This window comes from Yersinia fenwicki (assembly GCF_043099325.1).
Lineage (GTDB): Bacteria > Pseudomonadota > Gammaproteobacteria > Enterobacterales > Enterobacteriaceae > Yersinia.
On the sequence record NZ_CP170755.1, the window covers coordinates 3933506 to 3949278 of the forward strand.

Consider the following 15773-nt stretch of genomic DNA (forward strand, 5'->3'; position numbering starts at 1 on the left):
GATCTTGCTAACTATTAGTATGGTTTGTATGGGGGCATTAAAACCTAAAGTGTGGGTTGACCGGCTAGAGGTAATTGAAATAAGCGCCGGCTATTGAGCAAAAGCTGAGTAGCAATATCTTGCGGTGCTTCTTGACGTAACTTACACAATGTAGTGAATACATTAGCCGCCCGCTCTGGTCGATTGGGTTGGCCTTGAAAACCGGCCAGCGGCATATCCGGCGCATCTGTCTCTAGTAATAATGCAGATAAAGGTAATGCCGCCATAACATTACGAGTTTTCTGCGCCCGCTCATAAGTGATGGTTCCACCCACCCCAATATAATAACCCAAGCGAATGAATGCCTGTGCCTGTGCTAAACTACCAGCAAAACCGTGAACCACTCCCGTACGTGGCAAAGCGGCTTTACGCAATGCTGAAGCCAGCTGATCGTGCGAACGACGCGAATGCAAAATCACCGGAAGATCATACTGTTTGGCCAATTTTAACTGGCCGTTCAAGAGTGCCAATTGTCGAGGTAACTGCGGCTCATCCATATAGAGGTCCAGACCAATCTCCCCCACCGCCACCAATTTTTCTGTTTTAATCGCCAGCGCTGAGGCCAGTGTGGCTAAATCAGCGTTTTGATGCTGCGCAATATAAAGCGGATGCATGCCCAGTGCAGCAAATAATGGCGGGTAGTTCGCAGCCAAATCGAGAATACGCGGAAAATAATCTGCACTGACGGCAGGCACAATAATTTGTCTGACATTCGCTTGCCCGGCACTCAATAAGCTGGCTGCTTCCGCACCACGAAAAGGGGGAAAGTCAAAGTGACAATGTGTATCGATAAAATACGGAATTTGCCCGCTGAACACTGCCATTACGCGGTATCACCCTTGGTTTTCGCCACATCTGGCGGCAAAATAATCTCCGCTTGTAATGGCTTATTTTTGCTCCGAGTCACTGCCGGAATAATCAACCCACTGTCTGCAACTATCATCTGAGGTGGAAGATGACGATGCGAGGCTTTTACCGTATTTGCAGGCGAAGTAATCTCTGGTGGTTGAGTGATAGCAAATGAAGAATCATCATTATCAATCAAGTCAGCCATATCATCTGGCTGATTAATATCTTGCGGCTGGATCATTCGCCGGGAAAGGGAGATCGACCTTTTTTCACTGCTGTTCTCAAACTGATCCAGCTGATCTCGTGGTAGCAACCAGTGCCCAACGGTTGCCAGAAAATAACGCCCGCAGCGACGGCCTAGATGATAGTCACGATTCAATGCAGGAATTCGGCTCCCCAAAGCATTACTGGCTAGCGGCTTAGGCGGGAAAATCTCGAAAATGCGCAAGTCACCCGGCGGTTTTTCAATAAATTGCTGAATACGATGATAACTTTGCTCATGCTGCTGCATAATTCGCACCAGTTGCTGCAAGCTACTCTCACTCAGCCAGTGCTCCATTCGCTTCATCCATTGCGGCGTGTAATAAGCCTGCGAAGGTACAGTGCGGATAACGACAATCGTATCGGCCCCACGGCGATACGCTTCCTCAACCGGAATAGCATCACTAATCCCGCCATCAAGATAACTGACGCCATCTAAATCAACCCCTTGCCGATATAGGCCCGGAATAGCACTAGAAGCCTTAATCGCCGGTAACCAGCTTTCTTTCGTCGGAGAGATATAGGTAGGTTCGAAATCATCACTGCGGCAAGCACACATGAGAAACTCACGGCCCTCGCGTAGATGCTGTTCGGCTTGATCCATTGCCAGTGGCAATTGTTGTGAGGTGATATCCACCAGCCAATCGAGATCAATAAGATGCCCGCCACGGACAAAGCGTAGTGGATTAAAGAAGTTAGCTGTAGTGGTATAACGGGTAATTACGCGCCGCGCGTAGCCAGGTTGGCCGCAGATAAAAGCAGAGAGATTTTGCGCGCCCGCAGAGGTGCCGATCATCAGATCAAAAGGGTTAAAGCGGGCGCGCTGGAATTCATCCAGCACACCGGCTGTAAAAATTCCCCGCTGCCCGCCCCCCTCGCAAACCAACGCCATTTTACCGGGTTGGTATGGTTTATAGGCGAGTGGCTCAATATTGCCGAGCGTGATAGGTATTCTGTATCCCACCATCCATCCTTAATTCTGTTACAGCAGGTGATGAGGATACCCCTTCTTACCTTTGCTGTAACCCTTACACCTAACTAAAGGCGTTTACGTCCTGTAAACAAACTGATGAGGAATAGGATAATACCGACGACGAAAACAACTTTAGCAGCCCAGGCGGCCGTACCGGCTAGCCCACCAAAACCTAATGCCGCTGCGATTAACGCAATAACCAGAAATATAATGCCCCAGCGAAACATAAGCTTCTCCTTCCCATTTGAAAAAATAATTTCATAACTCGCGTTTGAAAATCACTCTTTAACGATCTCTGTCTATTTAACAGTAGCGTATCTGACAGAAGTCGTATTATTTTGGATATATTGGATGAATTATTTGGCTGAGAGACTTATTAAAGGGTATTTCGCAGGTTATGTTGTGGCCCTACGAAATACCCATCAGCCGTATAATAATTAAGGCTTAATGCTGAGGTCGTTCTTAACGCTTTTTACGCCATCAACGGCTTTAGCAATACTTTCGGCACGCTCGGCCTGAGCTTTATTTTCAACATTACCGGATAACTGCACCACGCCATCAGTGGTTTCTACGGTAATTTTACGTGAGGGTACGATGTCATCAGCCAGTAATTTGGCTTTTATTGAACTGGTAGTTGCCGCATCACCGGCATATTCGCTAACTGATTGCGACTTTTGATCTTTCACATGTAGCTTATCGCTGACAGATTTGACGCCTTCAACGTTTTTGGCAATATCAACTGCGGTTTCGGCTTCGGCCTGAGAAGTCACAAAACCAGTCAGTGTTACGACACCATGGTTGGTTTCGACAGAGATATCAGTGCTTTTAAGCGTTTTCTCTTCCAGCAATGCGCTTTTTACTTTAGCCGTTGCCGCACTGTCACCCATGTAGTTGTCGACTTTCTTCATGGATCTATCGAGTTTCGCACCAGTACTGTCAACAACGTTGTCAGCTTTGTTAAGCATGGTCTCTTCTGCGAACACACTACCACTCATCAGTGCAGTACCTAAAACAACAGCCATCATTGAACGGGCAAATTTTGTGTTTGTCATCGATTCTTCCTTCATTGTTATGAACCCAAACCAGAGTAAGGTCTCAATTTTTGGATTCTTACTCCACCTTATATGGGTGGAAATTTGATGGATACTTTACGATTATTGCAGATTAACTGACTCGAATTTGATGTTAGTCAATCCTGCTGGTCCCTATAAAGATAGAGCATTTCAGAAGATTTACAGTCGGAATAGGACTAAAATGGGAATATTACTATCAAGTGAGAGTTATCTTAGAGAGAAAATAATGAAGAAAATTAATGAATCGGGGCACTCAGTACCCCGATAGAATGCGGCTTACGGCTTGATTAATGTTCGCGAGTTTTACGGAAATGCACTTCCGGATAACGCTCTTGTGTAATATTGAGGTTGACCATAGTTGGGGCGATATAGCTCAAATTATCACCACCATCCAATGCCAAGTTAACCTCATTCTTACGTTTAAATTCTTCGAGTTTCTTCACATCATCACATTCAACCCAACGCGCGGTTGATACGTTAACGGATTCATATACTGCTTCGACGTTGTATTCGCTTTTCAGCCGTGAAGACACCACTTCAAACTGTAGAACACCGACAGCCCCAACAATGAGATCGTTGTTGGTCAGCGGGCGGAACACTTGTACTGCACCTTCTTCTGACAACTGAACCAAGCCTTTGAGCAACTGTTTCTGTTTCAATGGGTCACGCAGACGAATACGGCGGAACAATTCAGGTGCAAAGTTAGGAATGCCGGTGAACTTCATATCTTCACCTTGAGTGAAAGTATCACCAATCTGAATAGTCCCATGGTTGTGCAGGCCAATAATATCCCCGGCATAGGCTTCTTCGAGGTGGGAACGGTCACCGGCCATAAAGGTCAGTGCATCTGAAATCACCACATCTTTTTTGGTGCGTACCTGACGCAATTTCATGCCTTTTTCAAAACGACCAGAAACCACTCGCAAGAATGCGACACGGTCACGGTGTTTCGGGTCCATATTGGCCTGAATCTTAAAGACAAAACCGGTAAATTTCTCTTCAGCAGCCACCACTTCACGGGTGTCGGTTTTACGTGGCATTGGCGCAGGTGCCCACTCAACCAAGCCATCCAGCATATGGTCGACACCAAAGTTCCCCAGCGCGGTACCGAAGAATACCGGTGTTAAATCACCAGACAAGAAAGCGTCATGATCGAACTCATGCGATGCCCCCTGGACCAGCTCCAACTCTTGACGGAACTGTTTGACCAGATCTTCACCCACAGCAGCATCCAGATCCGGGTTATTCAGCCCTTTAACAATCCGCACTTCCTGAATCGTATGACCTTTACCCGTCTGATAAAGGTAAGTTTCATCTTTATAAAGGTGGTAAACACCTTTAAACAACTTACCGCAACCAATCGGCCAGGTAATAGGTGAACAAGCAATTTTCAGCTCACGTTCCACTTCATCCAACACTTCCATCGGATCACGAATATCGCGGTCCAATTTGTTCATAAAGGTCAGAATTGGCGTATCACGCAGACGGGTAACTTCCATCAGCTTACGCGTGCGATCTTCGACCCCTTTAGCCGCATCAATCACCATTAAACAACAGTCAACGGCGGTCAGTGTACGGTAAGTATCTTCGGAGAAGTCTTCGTGCCCCGGGGTATCGAGTAAGTTGACCAGGCAACCGCCATAGGGAAACTGCATCACAGAAGTCGTGATGGAGATACCACGTTGCTTTTCCATTTCCATCCAGTCAGATTTGGCATGGTGGCTTGAGCCACGGCCTTTTACTGTACCGGCGGTCTGAATGGCGTTCCCGAACAGCAACACTTTTTCGGTAATGGTGGTTTTACCGGCATCGGGGTGGGAAATTATCGCGAAAGTACGTCTTTTCGCGACTTCCAGTGCGTATTCACTTGGAGACATAATTTGAAATTTCTACTTTTAGGCCGCCCTGCTCTGGGCCTGACATCCTATTGATATCAGGCCCAAGCAAAGCAAGGCATTGATTATGGCGCTATACCCTTTTACTTGAAAAACTGCGTTATCAGCAGCGATTCCTCTCACTTTTGGGTATAAGTGGTTATAGCGCGGTATTTTCCCTGATTTATGTGGGATAGACAATTTTTTCAGGACAAACAGTCGTTATTCAAGACAGATAACTGGCAAAAAGGCACTACCCCATCGGTAATGCCATCATAATGGCATCTTCACGCCCATCCACACTCGGGTAGTAATTGCGCCGCACAGAAACTTCGTTGAACCCCAGGCTTTCGTACAACGCGATTGCACGTGCATTTGAGGCGCGTACTTCGAGCCAAAGCGTGACGATCTGGCGTTTTTCCAATTCTGTAATGACATGCTCAAGCAGTAGACGGCCACACCCTTGGCGCTGATACTTTGGATCAATAGCAATATTAAATAACGTTGCTTCATCCAATACAATTTGGGTAATGGCAAAACCGGCCATTTGTTCCCCAACATTCAGCTTGAAATTGAGGTAGCGCTCGCCTTGATTGCTGGCTAAGGTTTTTTCCGTCCACGGAAAAGCATGGCTGGCTTGTTCAATTTGGTACGCTGTGGCCAGATCGGCTGGCGTCAGGATAGAAATCTGCTTCATGATGACAAATCTGCTGCCAAAGTGCGCGCTTAGCGCTCGCGTCTTGATAAAGTCCGGTCAGGGCCGGGCTGTATAACTGCGCACCCGCAACCGCAAGCGGTTCACTGATGCCCAATCGCCAACTGTTGCACTGTGTCTCTTCAGGTAACATTGCCACCTGATCCGGCGTCAGCGCATAGGCCTGGCGGGGAGTGAGCCCAAGGCTGTGCAACACATCGCACAACAGCGGGTCATCCTGCTCAGGAAGCGGGTCTGCGACAATTAACAGGCGGGTATCGTCGGGTAAACGTATGGCAATTTCACCTTGCAAAACGGCTGGACGGCGCAATGTCCACTGCGTAATACCAAGCTGTTGTAACAGTAAGTCTCGTCTTGATGCCATGCCCTTTCCTGTCAAAGCGACCCGTATTTCGACGCTATGCTAGCAAACCCATCGAACATGCGCCAACAAACCTCTATTTATAGAAGCTACCAATAAATATACTTGGCAAATTGGTGGAATTTAGCTGATCAGCTTTAGGTCAGTTTGGCGTAATCGCTTCTGTTCCTGATAAAAATTCTCATGAGAGCTGAGACTTAACAGATACAATTCAATTTTTTGTTCAATCCAACTGTAACAGAGCAGTGTTAACTGGTTATTGAGTTGAAACTTATGCACTCGAAGATAGCTCAGGTCACCTTTCTTTAATTCACCCACACTCGGGTTGGCTATAATACGTTCTATCTCATCTTCAACAATAATCAGTTGCTGCTCGGAAAGCCTGCTAAGCGCTTTGGAAAAACGGCTACTCTCATAAACATCAATCTTATGTTCGCTGCGTTCTTCTGACATAACGTGATACCTTTTTGTTGTCGATTTCACTTTTTGCCAGCAAAGTTTCCAAAATAAAGCTGTAAGACAAATCAGGGTTATCCTCGGCAATACGGCCGATTTTTGCCCAGTGCTCAATTTGTTTTGGCACACTGCGGCTCGATGCCTCTGCATGAATTTTAACGTCGGTGACAAAATCCTCATCCAGACGAATACTAATCGCCATTGTTTTACTCCTCTTCACACTATAACTATGCCCACTAAAGAGTGATGCATAATACCACAAAAAGCAACATTTTGTCGCACCTTATTGTTCTGTATAAAAAATACAAAAATAGAGGTTGAGCCAACAAACCTCTATAATCCCCGATCATATTCTTAAGGAGCCAAAGACTGATGTCTGCATTAACCCCAGCCAGTGAAGTGATACTGCGCCATAGTGATGAATTTATAGCCCGCCACGTGTTGTTTGCCGGTGATTTACAAGATGCGCTGCCAGCGCAATTTGATGCAGCCGGGATACGGGTTCACACCAATCAATATCACCACTGGCAATTACTGAGCAATACGCTGGAAGAGAATGTTCAATTCGGTCTTGTGGCAACACCTGAAACAGTCGCCGCCTGCGATACGCTGGTTTATTACTGGCCTAAAAGCAAACAAGAAGCCCAGTTCCAACTGGCCAATCTGCTGTCTTTGCTGCCCGTCGGTTGTGATGTTTTTGTGGTGGGTGAGAATCGCAGCGGTGTGCGCAGTGCAGAAGAAATGCTGTCAGAGTTTGCGCAATTAACCAAAATTGATAGCGCCCGCCGTTGCGGCCTCTATCATGGTCGCCTGGACAAACAGCCAGAATTTGATGCCGATGCCTGGTGGGAAAGCTATCAGGTGGGTGATGTCATCGTAAAAACCCTGCCGGGTGTTTTCAGCCGAGATTCGCTGGATTCTGGTAGCCATCTGCTGCTCTCCACTTTCAGCGAGCCGTTTAAAGGCAGCGTGCTGGATGTCGGTTGTGGCGCTGGTGTACTGGCCTGTGTTTTAGCGCAACAATCGCCAAAAATAAAATGGACCTTGAGTGATGTCAGCGCTGCTGCCATTGAAGCCAGCCGGGCAACATTGGCGGCAAATAATATCGAGGCGCAAGTGATTGCCAGCAATGTCTACTCTGATATTAAAGGCCGCTTCGAGATGATTATTTCTAACCCACCGTTCCATGATGGGATCCAAACCAGCCTGACTGCAGCTGAGATGCTGATCCGAGGCGCTACCGCACATCTGCATGTGGGTGGCAAATTACGTATCGTGGCGAACTCCTTCCTGCCTTATCCTGCGCTGCTGGATGCCGCATTTGGCAGCCATGAAGTGCTGGCGCAGAATGGTCGTTTTAAGGTCTATCAGGCAACTGTCGGGCGTCCGCCACGGGATCCTAAGAAAAAACGTTAATATTATCAGTCACTAATATTAAGCGTTAAGATAAACCATTCCTTCCATGCCGTAGCGTTCACCTGCTGCGGCATGGAAAGGGAATACCGCATCCAGCTCGGCCAACTCCTGCGCGGTAAGCACTACATCCAATGATCTCAGATTCTCTTCCAAATAAGTACGACGTTTGGTTCCTGGGATTGGCACAATATATTCCCCCTGCGCCAGTACCCAAGCTAAAGCTAATTGAGAGGGTTTAACCCCTTTATCCTGCGCCATTTTTGTTACTGTATCGACCAAATCCAGATTCAGAGCAAAATTATCCTCCTGAAAACGTGGGTTATTACGGCGGAAATCGTCTGCAGCCAGATCATTCAGGCTTCGTATCGCCCCCGTCAAGAAACCGCGCCCCAATGGGCTATAGGCCACAAACCCAACACCTAGCCGTTGGCAGGTTGCCAGGACGGAAGTTTCCACATCTCGCGTCCACAGTGAGTATTCACTCTGCACCGCAGTAATCGGGTGCATCTGATGAGCTTTTTCCAATGTTGCTGCTGATACTTCACTCAAACCGATATAGCGAATTTTACCGGCGGTGACCAAATCAGCCAAAGTCCCGATGACATCTTCCACCGGCACACTAGGATCCCCCCGATGCTGGTAATAAAGGTCAATGACATCAACACCTAAGCGCTTGAGGCTACCATCAACAGACTGGCGGATATAATCAGGACGGCTGCTCACACCCCGTACCGTCGGATCGGTCGGGTCGCGCACAATACCGAACTTGGTGGCTAAAAAAACCTGATCACGCTTGCCCTTAATCGCTCGTCCCACCAACTCTTCATTGGTAAATGGGCCATACATATCCGCGGTATCCAGCAGCGTGACGCCCAACTCCAATGCCTGGTGTAGCGTAGCAATTGACTCGTTAGCGTCCTGATTAGTGGAGTAGAAATCACTCATTCCCATGCAGCCAAGGCCTAATGCAGAAACCTGCGGGCCATTCGAACCTAATTGACGTTGTTGCATTGCGATACTCCCGATTAGTGATGTCGGAAGAAAGTGTGGTTGTTTCGTGAGGAAAGATAAATAATGCAGATCACTCATCACTGTTCAAAAAACACCAACAATGGGCGAACGCAATTATGGACCAGATACAAGCCATGCGGATATTCGTCCGTATTGTTGAGTTGGGTAGTTTCAGCCGCGCTGCCGAAAAACTGCAATTACCTCGGGCCACGGTCAGCCACACCTTAAAGCGATTAGAACAACGCCTGGGTGTGCGCTTACTGGTGCGTACCACCCGACAAGTGAATATCACTGCCGAAGGCACACTGTATTATCACCGTTGCCTACAATTATTGTCGGCATTTGAAGAGGCCGATTCGCTGTTCAGCCACCAGCGGTTGCAACCAGAAGGAAAGGTGCGCATCGATATGCCTCATTCACTGGCACGCAATGTGGTCATCCCCGCCTTGAGTGATTTCTATCAGCGCTACCCTCATATCACATTGATTCTCGGTGCGAATGACAGCACCATCGACTTGCTACGTGAAGGCGTAGATTGTGTATTACGGGCTTGGTTACCACACGATGAACAACTAGCTGCGCGAAATATTGGCCAGCAGCCACAAATCACCTGCGCATCGCCGGCTTATTTGGAAAAACACGGTATTCCAATGACGCTGGATGACTTAGCAGGGCATCAATCCGTAGGCTACTTCTCCCAGTTAAACCATCGCGATTATCCGTTGGAATTTGTTTGCCAGGGAAAAATTGAAAATCGTGTTTTACCCAGTATTTTGAGTGTCAGTGGTGCAGATGCTTATATTGCGGCTGGTATGGCGGGTTTGGGATTGATTCAGGCACCTACCGCCGGAATTCAGGGCCAATTAGCACAAGGCGAATTGATTGAGGTGCTCTCTCATATACCGCCACCGGCGATGCCACTATTTATTATGTTCCCTCCGGGTCGCTTTTTGGCGCCCAGAGTGAGAGTGCTGATCGACTGGCTAATCGAACTATTCGCCCATTACCCACCCGAATCAGATGAGCTCGGAAACAGAACATAAAATAAAGAAAACTTCCGTAATTAAATCAATTGATCAACATATGATGTTTTTTACAGCAAACATCCCGCTTAGGGGAAATAAGTATTGACCTGACCGCGAAAATCTCTAGAATTCGCCTCCGTAGTACAGATTTATATTGCACAGCACATGCGATGGTGGCGGAATTGGTAGACGCGCTAGCTTCAGGTGTTAGTGTTCTTACGGACGTGAGGGTTCAAGTCCCTCCCTTCGCACCACGCTGGTGATATAAATCCGAAATTCTACTCACTTCAAGATAGTAGATAGTAAGAAATCATTTGGGCGATGGTGGCGGAATTGGTAGACGCGCTAGCTTCAGGTGTTAGTGTTCTTACGGACGTGAGGGTTCAAGTCCCTCCCTTCGCACCACGATGATTTCTAATATCAACACGATGACTCCTCTCTGTATAGCTCAATTGTATTAATGTATGCCTTCAATGCATACCGGTACCGTCATGTAAAATCAATGGTGCATCAATACTGCGACCATACCCGCCAAAAGTGCCACACAAGATGGCAGTAACAGAAAGTGTCGCAACCGTACATGATATAACATACTTACCGTCGCCAGCATCGCGACCACAATCAGTACTCTCAACTGGCCCACAGTGATATCAGCCCACCCCAGCAGCGGTAGCAAAGTAAAAGGTAGCAACATCCCCCAACCACTGGACATTCCTCGGCTTAATAAGCCACTTATACCCCATAAACGGTAAGCTGAAAATCTGGCTATAATCATAGTGACGGCCACTTAAATGATAATGATAAGCAATATCATATACTACTATATAAAAATCTGCATCATGAAGTTGCCGCGAGAAAGCTGGCGGTTTGGCTGGCTCAGTGCCATTGATACCATCGATATATCAGATTTCGATGAGTAAATTGATTAGTTGATCGACATCATGATGACAGGCTGAAACAAAAATGGTAATTTTGACTAAGAAAATTCCTAAAGCCATGTTAAAACGCTTCAAACAAAAATAATTACTTTAAAGAACTATTTATCGTGATGCCTAAATAAAAGGGCTTCATGAGGATATTGTTTATTTGTCTACTGACAGCGCGCCATTATGCAGAGTGAATTGAATATGAATAGCCACTCCTACGATCAGCTTCTGAAAAGTAAGCATCGGCTCTCTTTACTGCTTTTTCTATTTCTTAATGCGTCGTCCGCTATTTTCAGTATGATATTACCCTCCCCTGAAACGCCAGCTGTGACATTACCGCTCGTCATGATCACAGTTATCAGTCTCAGTGTGGCGGCATATTTTATTTTTATTTCGAAGAATTATGTGGATAAATTGAATTTATTTTCAATTATCATGGGGATTCTTTGGGCCTGGCAAATCATTCTTAAATATGAATACTTAGGCACAAATGAAAACAATTACTTATTACTCAGCTTGTTCACCATTTTCTTTATCAGCACAATTGCGCTGTCTGATAACTTTCTTGCCTTTTGTTTGCATACTGCCCCCGCAGCACTCACCGTTATTTTTTTGGACGACTTTCAAAATATTTTCCGCATCATATTTACGATTATGTTGCCCCTAATTGGTTTCTCTTTACATCATTTGATGCTGCGTCGTAGTGACGACTTCACCCGCAAACTTGTTGCACGTCTTTATAATGAAAGAGAAAAGTTCAGTGATTTAAGCATGATAGACCCACTGACCAGTTTATATAATCGCCGTGGGTTGGAGAATAAACTTGAAACATTATTAGCGCAGTCTCCTGGCAACCATTATGTGCTGCTGCTCGATATCGACCATTTTAAGGCCTATAACGATAACTATGGTCATACTATGGGGGACCAGGCCTTAGTGCGCGTCGCTGCCGCAATTCGTGATGCTGTGCGCTCACGCGATATCGTGGTGCGCTATGGTGGTGAGGAGTTTTTAGTGTTGCTGACACATGTTAGTGAAGAGTATGCAAGCCAGTTAGCAGAACGTGTCCGGCAGCGCGTTTTAGGGCTTGATATTCCACATGTTTTCAATCACAAGGTATCAACGACTGTCACGTTAAGTGCAGGGATCTCCCCCTTACAATCCTATGACTTGGCCTCTTCACTCAAAGCCGCTGATGAAGCACTTTATCGCGCTAAAAAAGATGGGCGGAATAAAGTTGCGTTTGCCCAAGATAAATTATCAGAGATTGAATCCTCACTCTTATAAAATGACTAATCATTATGCTCAATTATTTATTCTCTCATGAATGGTTGAGCTTAATACTGCGGTATTACATTCCACTTTCATGCTGTTATTAAATCTTGTCATTACATATACAAAAATAAATAACTGACTCATCTGTTGCTATAAAAAATCTATTTTAGATAATCGCTCTAATTCTCTGGCTAAGAAAAAATTAGTTTTTTGAATGATAACTTACTCTCTTCCTCCTATTTCAACACCACTGATCACCCACCAGAAGTTGCCTTGTTGCTCAACGCAACAAGCGGTTATTATTCAAATAAAATAATATGAATAATGATTATCATTTATATTAGATATGAGCAATGCAAAGAAACGTTCGTTAGACCGCGCAGGGGAAAAATACATAAGCCTAGCAAATACTTTCAGTGAGTTATCCCAGGCGATAATACCTTTTAAGGGTGTTTGTGGATGGGGAATGTTCAATGCCATCAATGCCCTGACATCCGCTAATCTCTCTCGTGACACAGGCTGAGCAAATGTCACCTTCCGGCCTGCAACATCTGTCACCACAATCGGTTGTGCTAAAAATCCATATCTTTTGATAGGTGGAATCATTGTCTGCGGCGTATCGATAAATTCTTTTTTCATCGCATCATTCGCTATTTTTATCGGATTGTGGATTATTTTATTGCTTTGCTAAACCGATTCTTCTACTTTTAGCAGCAAATAGAATTGAAGATACTAGGGGTTTATCATGGAGAATACCGTTTGGGTTTTGGGCGATGCTGTTATCGATCTTGTTCCTGAAAATTCAAATAGTTACCTTAAGTGCCCAGGTGGCGCCCCGGCCAATGTCGCAGTAGGCATTGCAAGATTGGGGGGTAAAAGCGCATTTATTGGTCGGGTTGGGCAAGACAGCTTTGGTCGTTTTATGCAGCAGGTTTTACAACAGGAAAATGTGGATACCCGCGCCATGACGCTGGACGCAGAACACCGAACCTCAACTGTTGTTGTGGATTTGGATCAGGATGGCGAACGCACATTTACATTCATGGTGATGCCAAGTGCTGATTTATTCCTGCAACCTACTGATTTACCTGAATTTAAAACCAACCAATGGCTCCATCTATGCTCCATTGCATTAAGTCAGGAACCCAGCCGCAGCACCGCATTCGAGGCTATGCGCCGCATCAAAGCTGACGGAGGTTGGGTTAGTTTTGATCCCAATATTCGTACTGATATCTGGCGTCAACCGCAAGAGTTACTCCTCTGCCTGCAACAAGCATTACAGTTAGCCGATGTGGTAAAACTGTCATTGGAGGAACTGGATTTCATCTGCCCACAGCAAGATATCGCGACAGCTATGGAGCAGGTTATGGCGGACTATTCCTGTAAATTATTACTGGTAACATTGGGGGCAGAGGGGGTTTGGGTGCATAACCGAAGAAAGTTACAAAAATATGCCAGCCGGAAAATCACCCCGATAGACACCACCGGGGCCGGAGATGCCTTTGTTGCCGGGTTGCTGGCAGCATTGTCGCAACAACACAACTGGCACCAAAACCAAGACTTGAGTGCGGCCATCGATCAAGCACAAGCTTGCGGTGCGCTGGCTACTACCGCCAAAGGGGCAATGACCGCCCTACCAAATGCGCAGGAATTGGCGCATTTTCTGCAAAGCAGCCACTAACTGCGGCCTGCCTGTCGGATGCCCTGCCTTGGCATCCGGCATCTTCTCTTATTCATCAATTTTTGCTAAACACTCAGCTCACGACAATGCGTTCAACAGCTTAACGCTGACTGATTCATCCCTTTCATAGCGCGACTTCTCTCACTACAGCACTCAATTTGCAGTGCAGATCACAATAGCTGAATGGGGTTAGCAAAATGTTTTGCTAATTCCAGTTGATCGCCCGTATGTTAGCCATGAAAAACCGGTTTATCTGTTTAGCATAAATACAATCAATCACATACCGAGTGATATAAAAATGATGATAAAACCAAGCTATCTTGCTGTATCAATAGGACTTATTCTTTCTTGTGCAGCGACCTCCACCTCAGCAGCCTCATCAAATGTGGATATCGAAGCCCGCCTTAATGCTTTAGAGCAGCGATTGCAGCAAGCAGAACAACGGGCAAAAAATGCAGAAACCCGTGCCGAAATTGCAGAAAAACAAGCACAAAAACTCGAAGCTCGTACCCTTCAGGCAGAAGAAAAAACCGTTCAAGTTGCGAAACGCACTGAGAAATTAGAAAGCAAAACACAAAGCGACAATGGTTTTGAGTTCCATGGTTATGCACGCTCCGGTTTGTTAATGAACTCTTCCGGTACCGGCACTCAAGGTGGCCCTTATGTTTCCCCGGCAGGCAGTACCGGTGGGGCAATTGGCCGTTTAGGTAATGAACCCGATACCTATGTTGAAGTGAATTTGGAGAAAAAACAGAAGCTGGATAATGGTGCAACCACTCGCTACAAAGTGATGCTGGCTGATGGTCAACGTAGTTATAACGACTGGACAGCTGACAGCAGTGACCTGAATGTGCGTCAGGCTTTCGTCGAATTGGGCACCCTACCCACCTTCAATGGTATTTTCAAAGACAGTACCCTGTGGGCCGGTAAGCGCTTTGATCGCGATAACTTTGATATTCATTGGCTGGATTCCGATGTGGTATTTCTGGCCGGTACCGGTGGCGGTATTTATGACATCAAATGGACTGATAACCTGAAAAGTAACTTCTCCTTATATGGCCGTAATTACGGCGAAATAGAGAATGTTAACAGTGATATTCAAAGCTATATTTTCACCACAAATAACTATGTATCTACCCAAAATAACGGCTCATTCCAGTGGATGCTGAGTGGCTTGCGTGCCAAAGATAACGAAGCACGCCAGAATAGCGGTGAAACCGTGAATACCAATGCGGCAGATAAAGGCATTCACAGCATGGTGGCCTACCACGGTGACAGTTTCTATGGGCTACGTGAGGGGACGTCTAAAACGGCCTTGTTATACGGCCACGGTCTGGGTGCTGAAGTGAAATCAATTGGCTCCGATGGCAACTTGACCAGCGGGGCAGATACCTGGCGTCTGGCGTCTTACGGTACCACTGCACTGAGCAAGAACTGGAGCCTGGCTCCCGCCATATTGGCGCAGCAGAGTAAAGACCGATATGTCGAGGGCGATAGTTATAAGTGGGTCACCTTCAATGCCCGCCTGATTCAGGAAATCACTGAAAACTTTGCTTTGGCGTATGAAGGCAGTTATCAATATATGAATCTCGACCCGCAAGGGTATAAGGATTATCACAAAGTCAGTGGCGGTTTCTATAAACTGACCTTTGCCCCGACCTTTAAAGCAGGCGATATCAGTAACTTCTTCAGCCGCCCAGAAATACGTGTTTTCGCGACCTACATGGACTGGAGTCAAGATCTGGATAACTACGCCAAGGATGATGCCTTCGGTAAAAATGATTTTGCCGCCGGCGGTCAATGGAACTTTGGTATCCAGATGGAAACCTGGTTCTGAT

At 46.3% G+C, this 15773-nt stretch carries 16 protein-coding genes, 2 tRNA genes and 1 pseudogene; 7 read left to right on the forward strand and 12 right to left on the reverse strand.

Annotated features, from left to right (window positions below):
- Positions 1-44 precede the first annotated feature (44 nt).
- The 9 genes from ACF3VQ_RS17815 to ACF3VQ_RS17855 all read right to left on the reverse strand — a co-directional run bounded on the left by ACF3VQ_RS17815 (position 45) and on the right by ACF3VQ_RS17855 (position 6803).
- Positions 45-863, reverse strand: coding sequence for a TatD family hydrolase (locus ACF3VQ_RS17815; RefSeq protein ID WP_392432375.1), 819 nt, complete (start codon positions 861-863; stop codon positions 45-47).
- The gene (locus tag ACF3VQ_RS17820; protein ID WP_392432376.1) at positions 863-2116 is read right to left on the reverse strand and encodes a patatin family protein; all 1254 of its coding nucleotides are present in this window, start codon (positions 2114-2116) and stop codon (positions 863-865) included. Before ACF3VQ_RS17820 ends, ACF3VQ_RS17815 begins: the two co-directional genes overlap by 1 nt.
- Positions 2117-2187: 71 nt before the next feature.
- A complete protein-coding gene (locus ACF3VQ_RS17825) occupies positions 2188-2349 on the reverse strand; it encodes a DUF1328 domain-containing protein (protein WP_004389381.1) in 162 nt (53 codons plus the stop codon).
- Positions 2350-2559: 210 nt separating this feature from the next.
- A complete protein-coding gene (osmY, locus tag ACF3VQ_RS17830; RefSeq protein WP_392432377.1) occupies positions 2560-3174 on the reverse strand; it encodes a molecular chaperone OsmY in 615 nt (204 codons plus the stop codon).
- 308 nt (positions 3175-3482) lie between these two features.
- The gene (gene prfC / locus ACF3VQ_RS17835; protein ID WP_392432378.1) at positions 3483-5072 is read right to left on the reverse strand and encodes a peptide chain release factor 3; all 1590 of its coding nucleotides are present in this window, start codon (positions 5070-5072) and stop codon (positions 3483-3485) included.
- A gap of 250 nt (positions 5073-5322) precedes the next feature.
- Positions 5323-5766 (reverse strand): ribosomal protein S18-alanine N-acetyltransferase, encoded by a 444-nt coding sequence (gene rimI, locus ACF3VQ_RS17840; RefSeq protein WP_392432379.1) that lies wholly within the window; start codon positions 5764-5766, stop codon positions 5323-5325.
- Entirely contained in the window at positions 5711-6148 is a 438-nt protein-coding gene (locus tag ACF3VQ_RS17845) for a DNA polymerase III subunit psi (RefSeq protein WP_019084022.1), read from the reverse strand. The genes rimI and ACF3VQ_RS17845 overlap by 56 nt, the downstream gene beginning before the upstream one ends.
- A gap of 120 nt (positions 6149-6268) precedes the next feature.
- Positions 6269-6598, reverse strand: a complete 330-nt coding sequence (locus tag ACF3VQ_RS17850) for a type II toxin-antitoxin system RelE/ParE family toxin (protein ID WP_392432380.1) — start codon at positions 6596-6598, stop codon at positions 6269-6271.
- Positions 6573-6803 (reverse strand): hypothetical protein, encoded by a 231-nt coding sequence (locus tag ACF3VQ_RS17855; protein WP_392432381.1) that lies wholly within the window; start codon positions 6801-6803, stop codon positions 6573-6575. Before ACF3VQ_RS17855 ends, ACF3VQ_RS17850 begins: the two co-directional genes overlap by 26 nt.
- A 170-nt stretch (positions 6804-6973) precedes the next feature.
- Between ACF3VQ_RS17855 and rsmC the strand changes: the two genes are divergently transcribed.
- Positions 6974-8017: a 16S rRNA (guanine(1207)-N(2))-methyltransferase RsmC gene (gene rsmC / locus ACF3VQ_RS17860; RefSeq protein ID WP_392432382.1), complete on the forward strand. Its 1044-nt coding sequence runs from the start codon at positions 6974-6976 to the stop codon at positions 8015-8017.
- An 18-nt stretch (positions 8018-8035) separates the two neighbouring features.
- Here the strand turns inward: rsmC and ACF3VQ_RS17865 are convergent, their stop codons facing one another.
- Positions 8036-9028, reverse strand: coding sequence for an aldo/keto reductase (locus tag ACF3VQ_RS17865; RefSeq protein ID WP_392432383.1), 993 nt, complete (start codon positions 9026-9028; stop codon positions 8036-8038).
- Positions 9029-9144: 116 nt separating this feature from the next.
- Here ACF3VQ_RS17865 and ACF3VQ_RS17870 point away from each other — a divergent pair, with 116 nt between their 5' ends.
- The 3 genes from ACF3VQ_RS17870 to ACF3VQ_RS17880 all read left to right on the forward strand — a co-directional run bounded on the left by ACF3VQ_RS17870 (position 9145) and on the right by ACF3VQ_RS17880 (position 10458).
- A complete protein-coding gene (locus ACF3VQ_RS17870; protein WP_392432384.1) occupies positions 9145-10071 on the forward strand; it encodes a LysR family transcriptional regulator in 927 nt (308 codons plus the stop codon).
- A 149-nt stretch (positions 10072-10220) separates the two neighbouring features.
- Positions 10221-10307 (forward strand) — tRNA-Leu (locus tag ACF3VQ_RS17875).
- Between the two features lie 64 nt (positions 10308-10371).
- A tRNA-Leu gene (locus tag ACF3VQ_RS17880) sits at positions 10372-10458 on the forward strand.
- 94 nt (positions 10459-10552) lie between these two features.
- Here the strand turns inward: ACF3VQ_RS17880 and ACF3VQ_RS17885 are convergent.
- Positions 10553-10828 (reverse strand): DUF1435 domain-containing protein, encoded by a 276-nt coding sequence (locus ACF3VQ_RS17885; protein ID WP_392432385.1) that lies wholly within the window; start codon positions 10826-10828, stop codon positions 10553-10555.
- Positions 10829-11162: 334 nt separating this feature from the next.
- On the opposite strand from ACF3VQ_RS17885, the gene ACF3VQ_RS17890 reads away from it, so the two are divergent.
- The gene (locus ACF3VQ_RS17890) at positions 11163-12266 is read left to right on the forward strand and encodes a GGDEF domain-containing protein (protein WP_392432386.1); all 1104 of its coding nucleotides are present in this window, start codon (positions 11163-11165) and stop codon (positions 12264-12266) included.
- Between the two features lie 390 nt (positions 12267-12656).
- Here ACF3VQ_RS17890 and ACF3VQ_RS17895 read toward each other — a convergent pair.
- A pseudogene (locus ACF3VQ_RS17895) lies at positions 12657-12860 on the reverse strand (hypothetical protein); the annotation flags it as partial.
- 139 nt (positions 12861-12999) lie between these two features.
- On the opposite strand from ACF3VQ_RS17895, the gene ACF3VQ_RS17900 reads away from it, so the two are divergent.
- Positions 13000-13935, forward strand: a complete 936-nt coding sequence (locus ACF3VQ_RS17900; protein ID WP_392432387.1) for an aminoimidazole riboside kinase — start codon at positions 13000-13002, stop codon at positions 13933-13935.
- Between the two features lie 298 nt (positions 13936-14233).
- Positions 14234-15772 (forward strand): carbohydrate porin, encoded by a 1539-nt coding sequence (locus ACF3VQ_RS17905; protein ID WP_392432388.1) that lies wholly within the window; start codon positions 14234-14236, stop codon positions 15770-15772.
- The last annotated feature ends 1 nt before the right edge of the window (position 15773 follow it).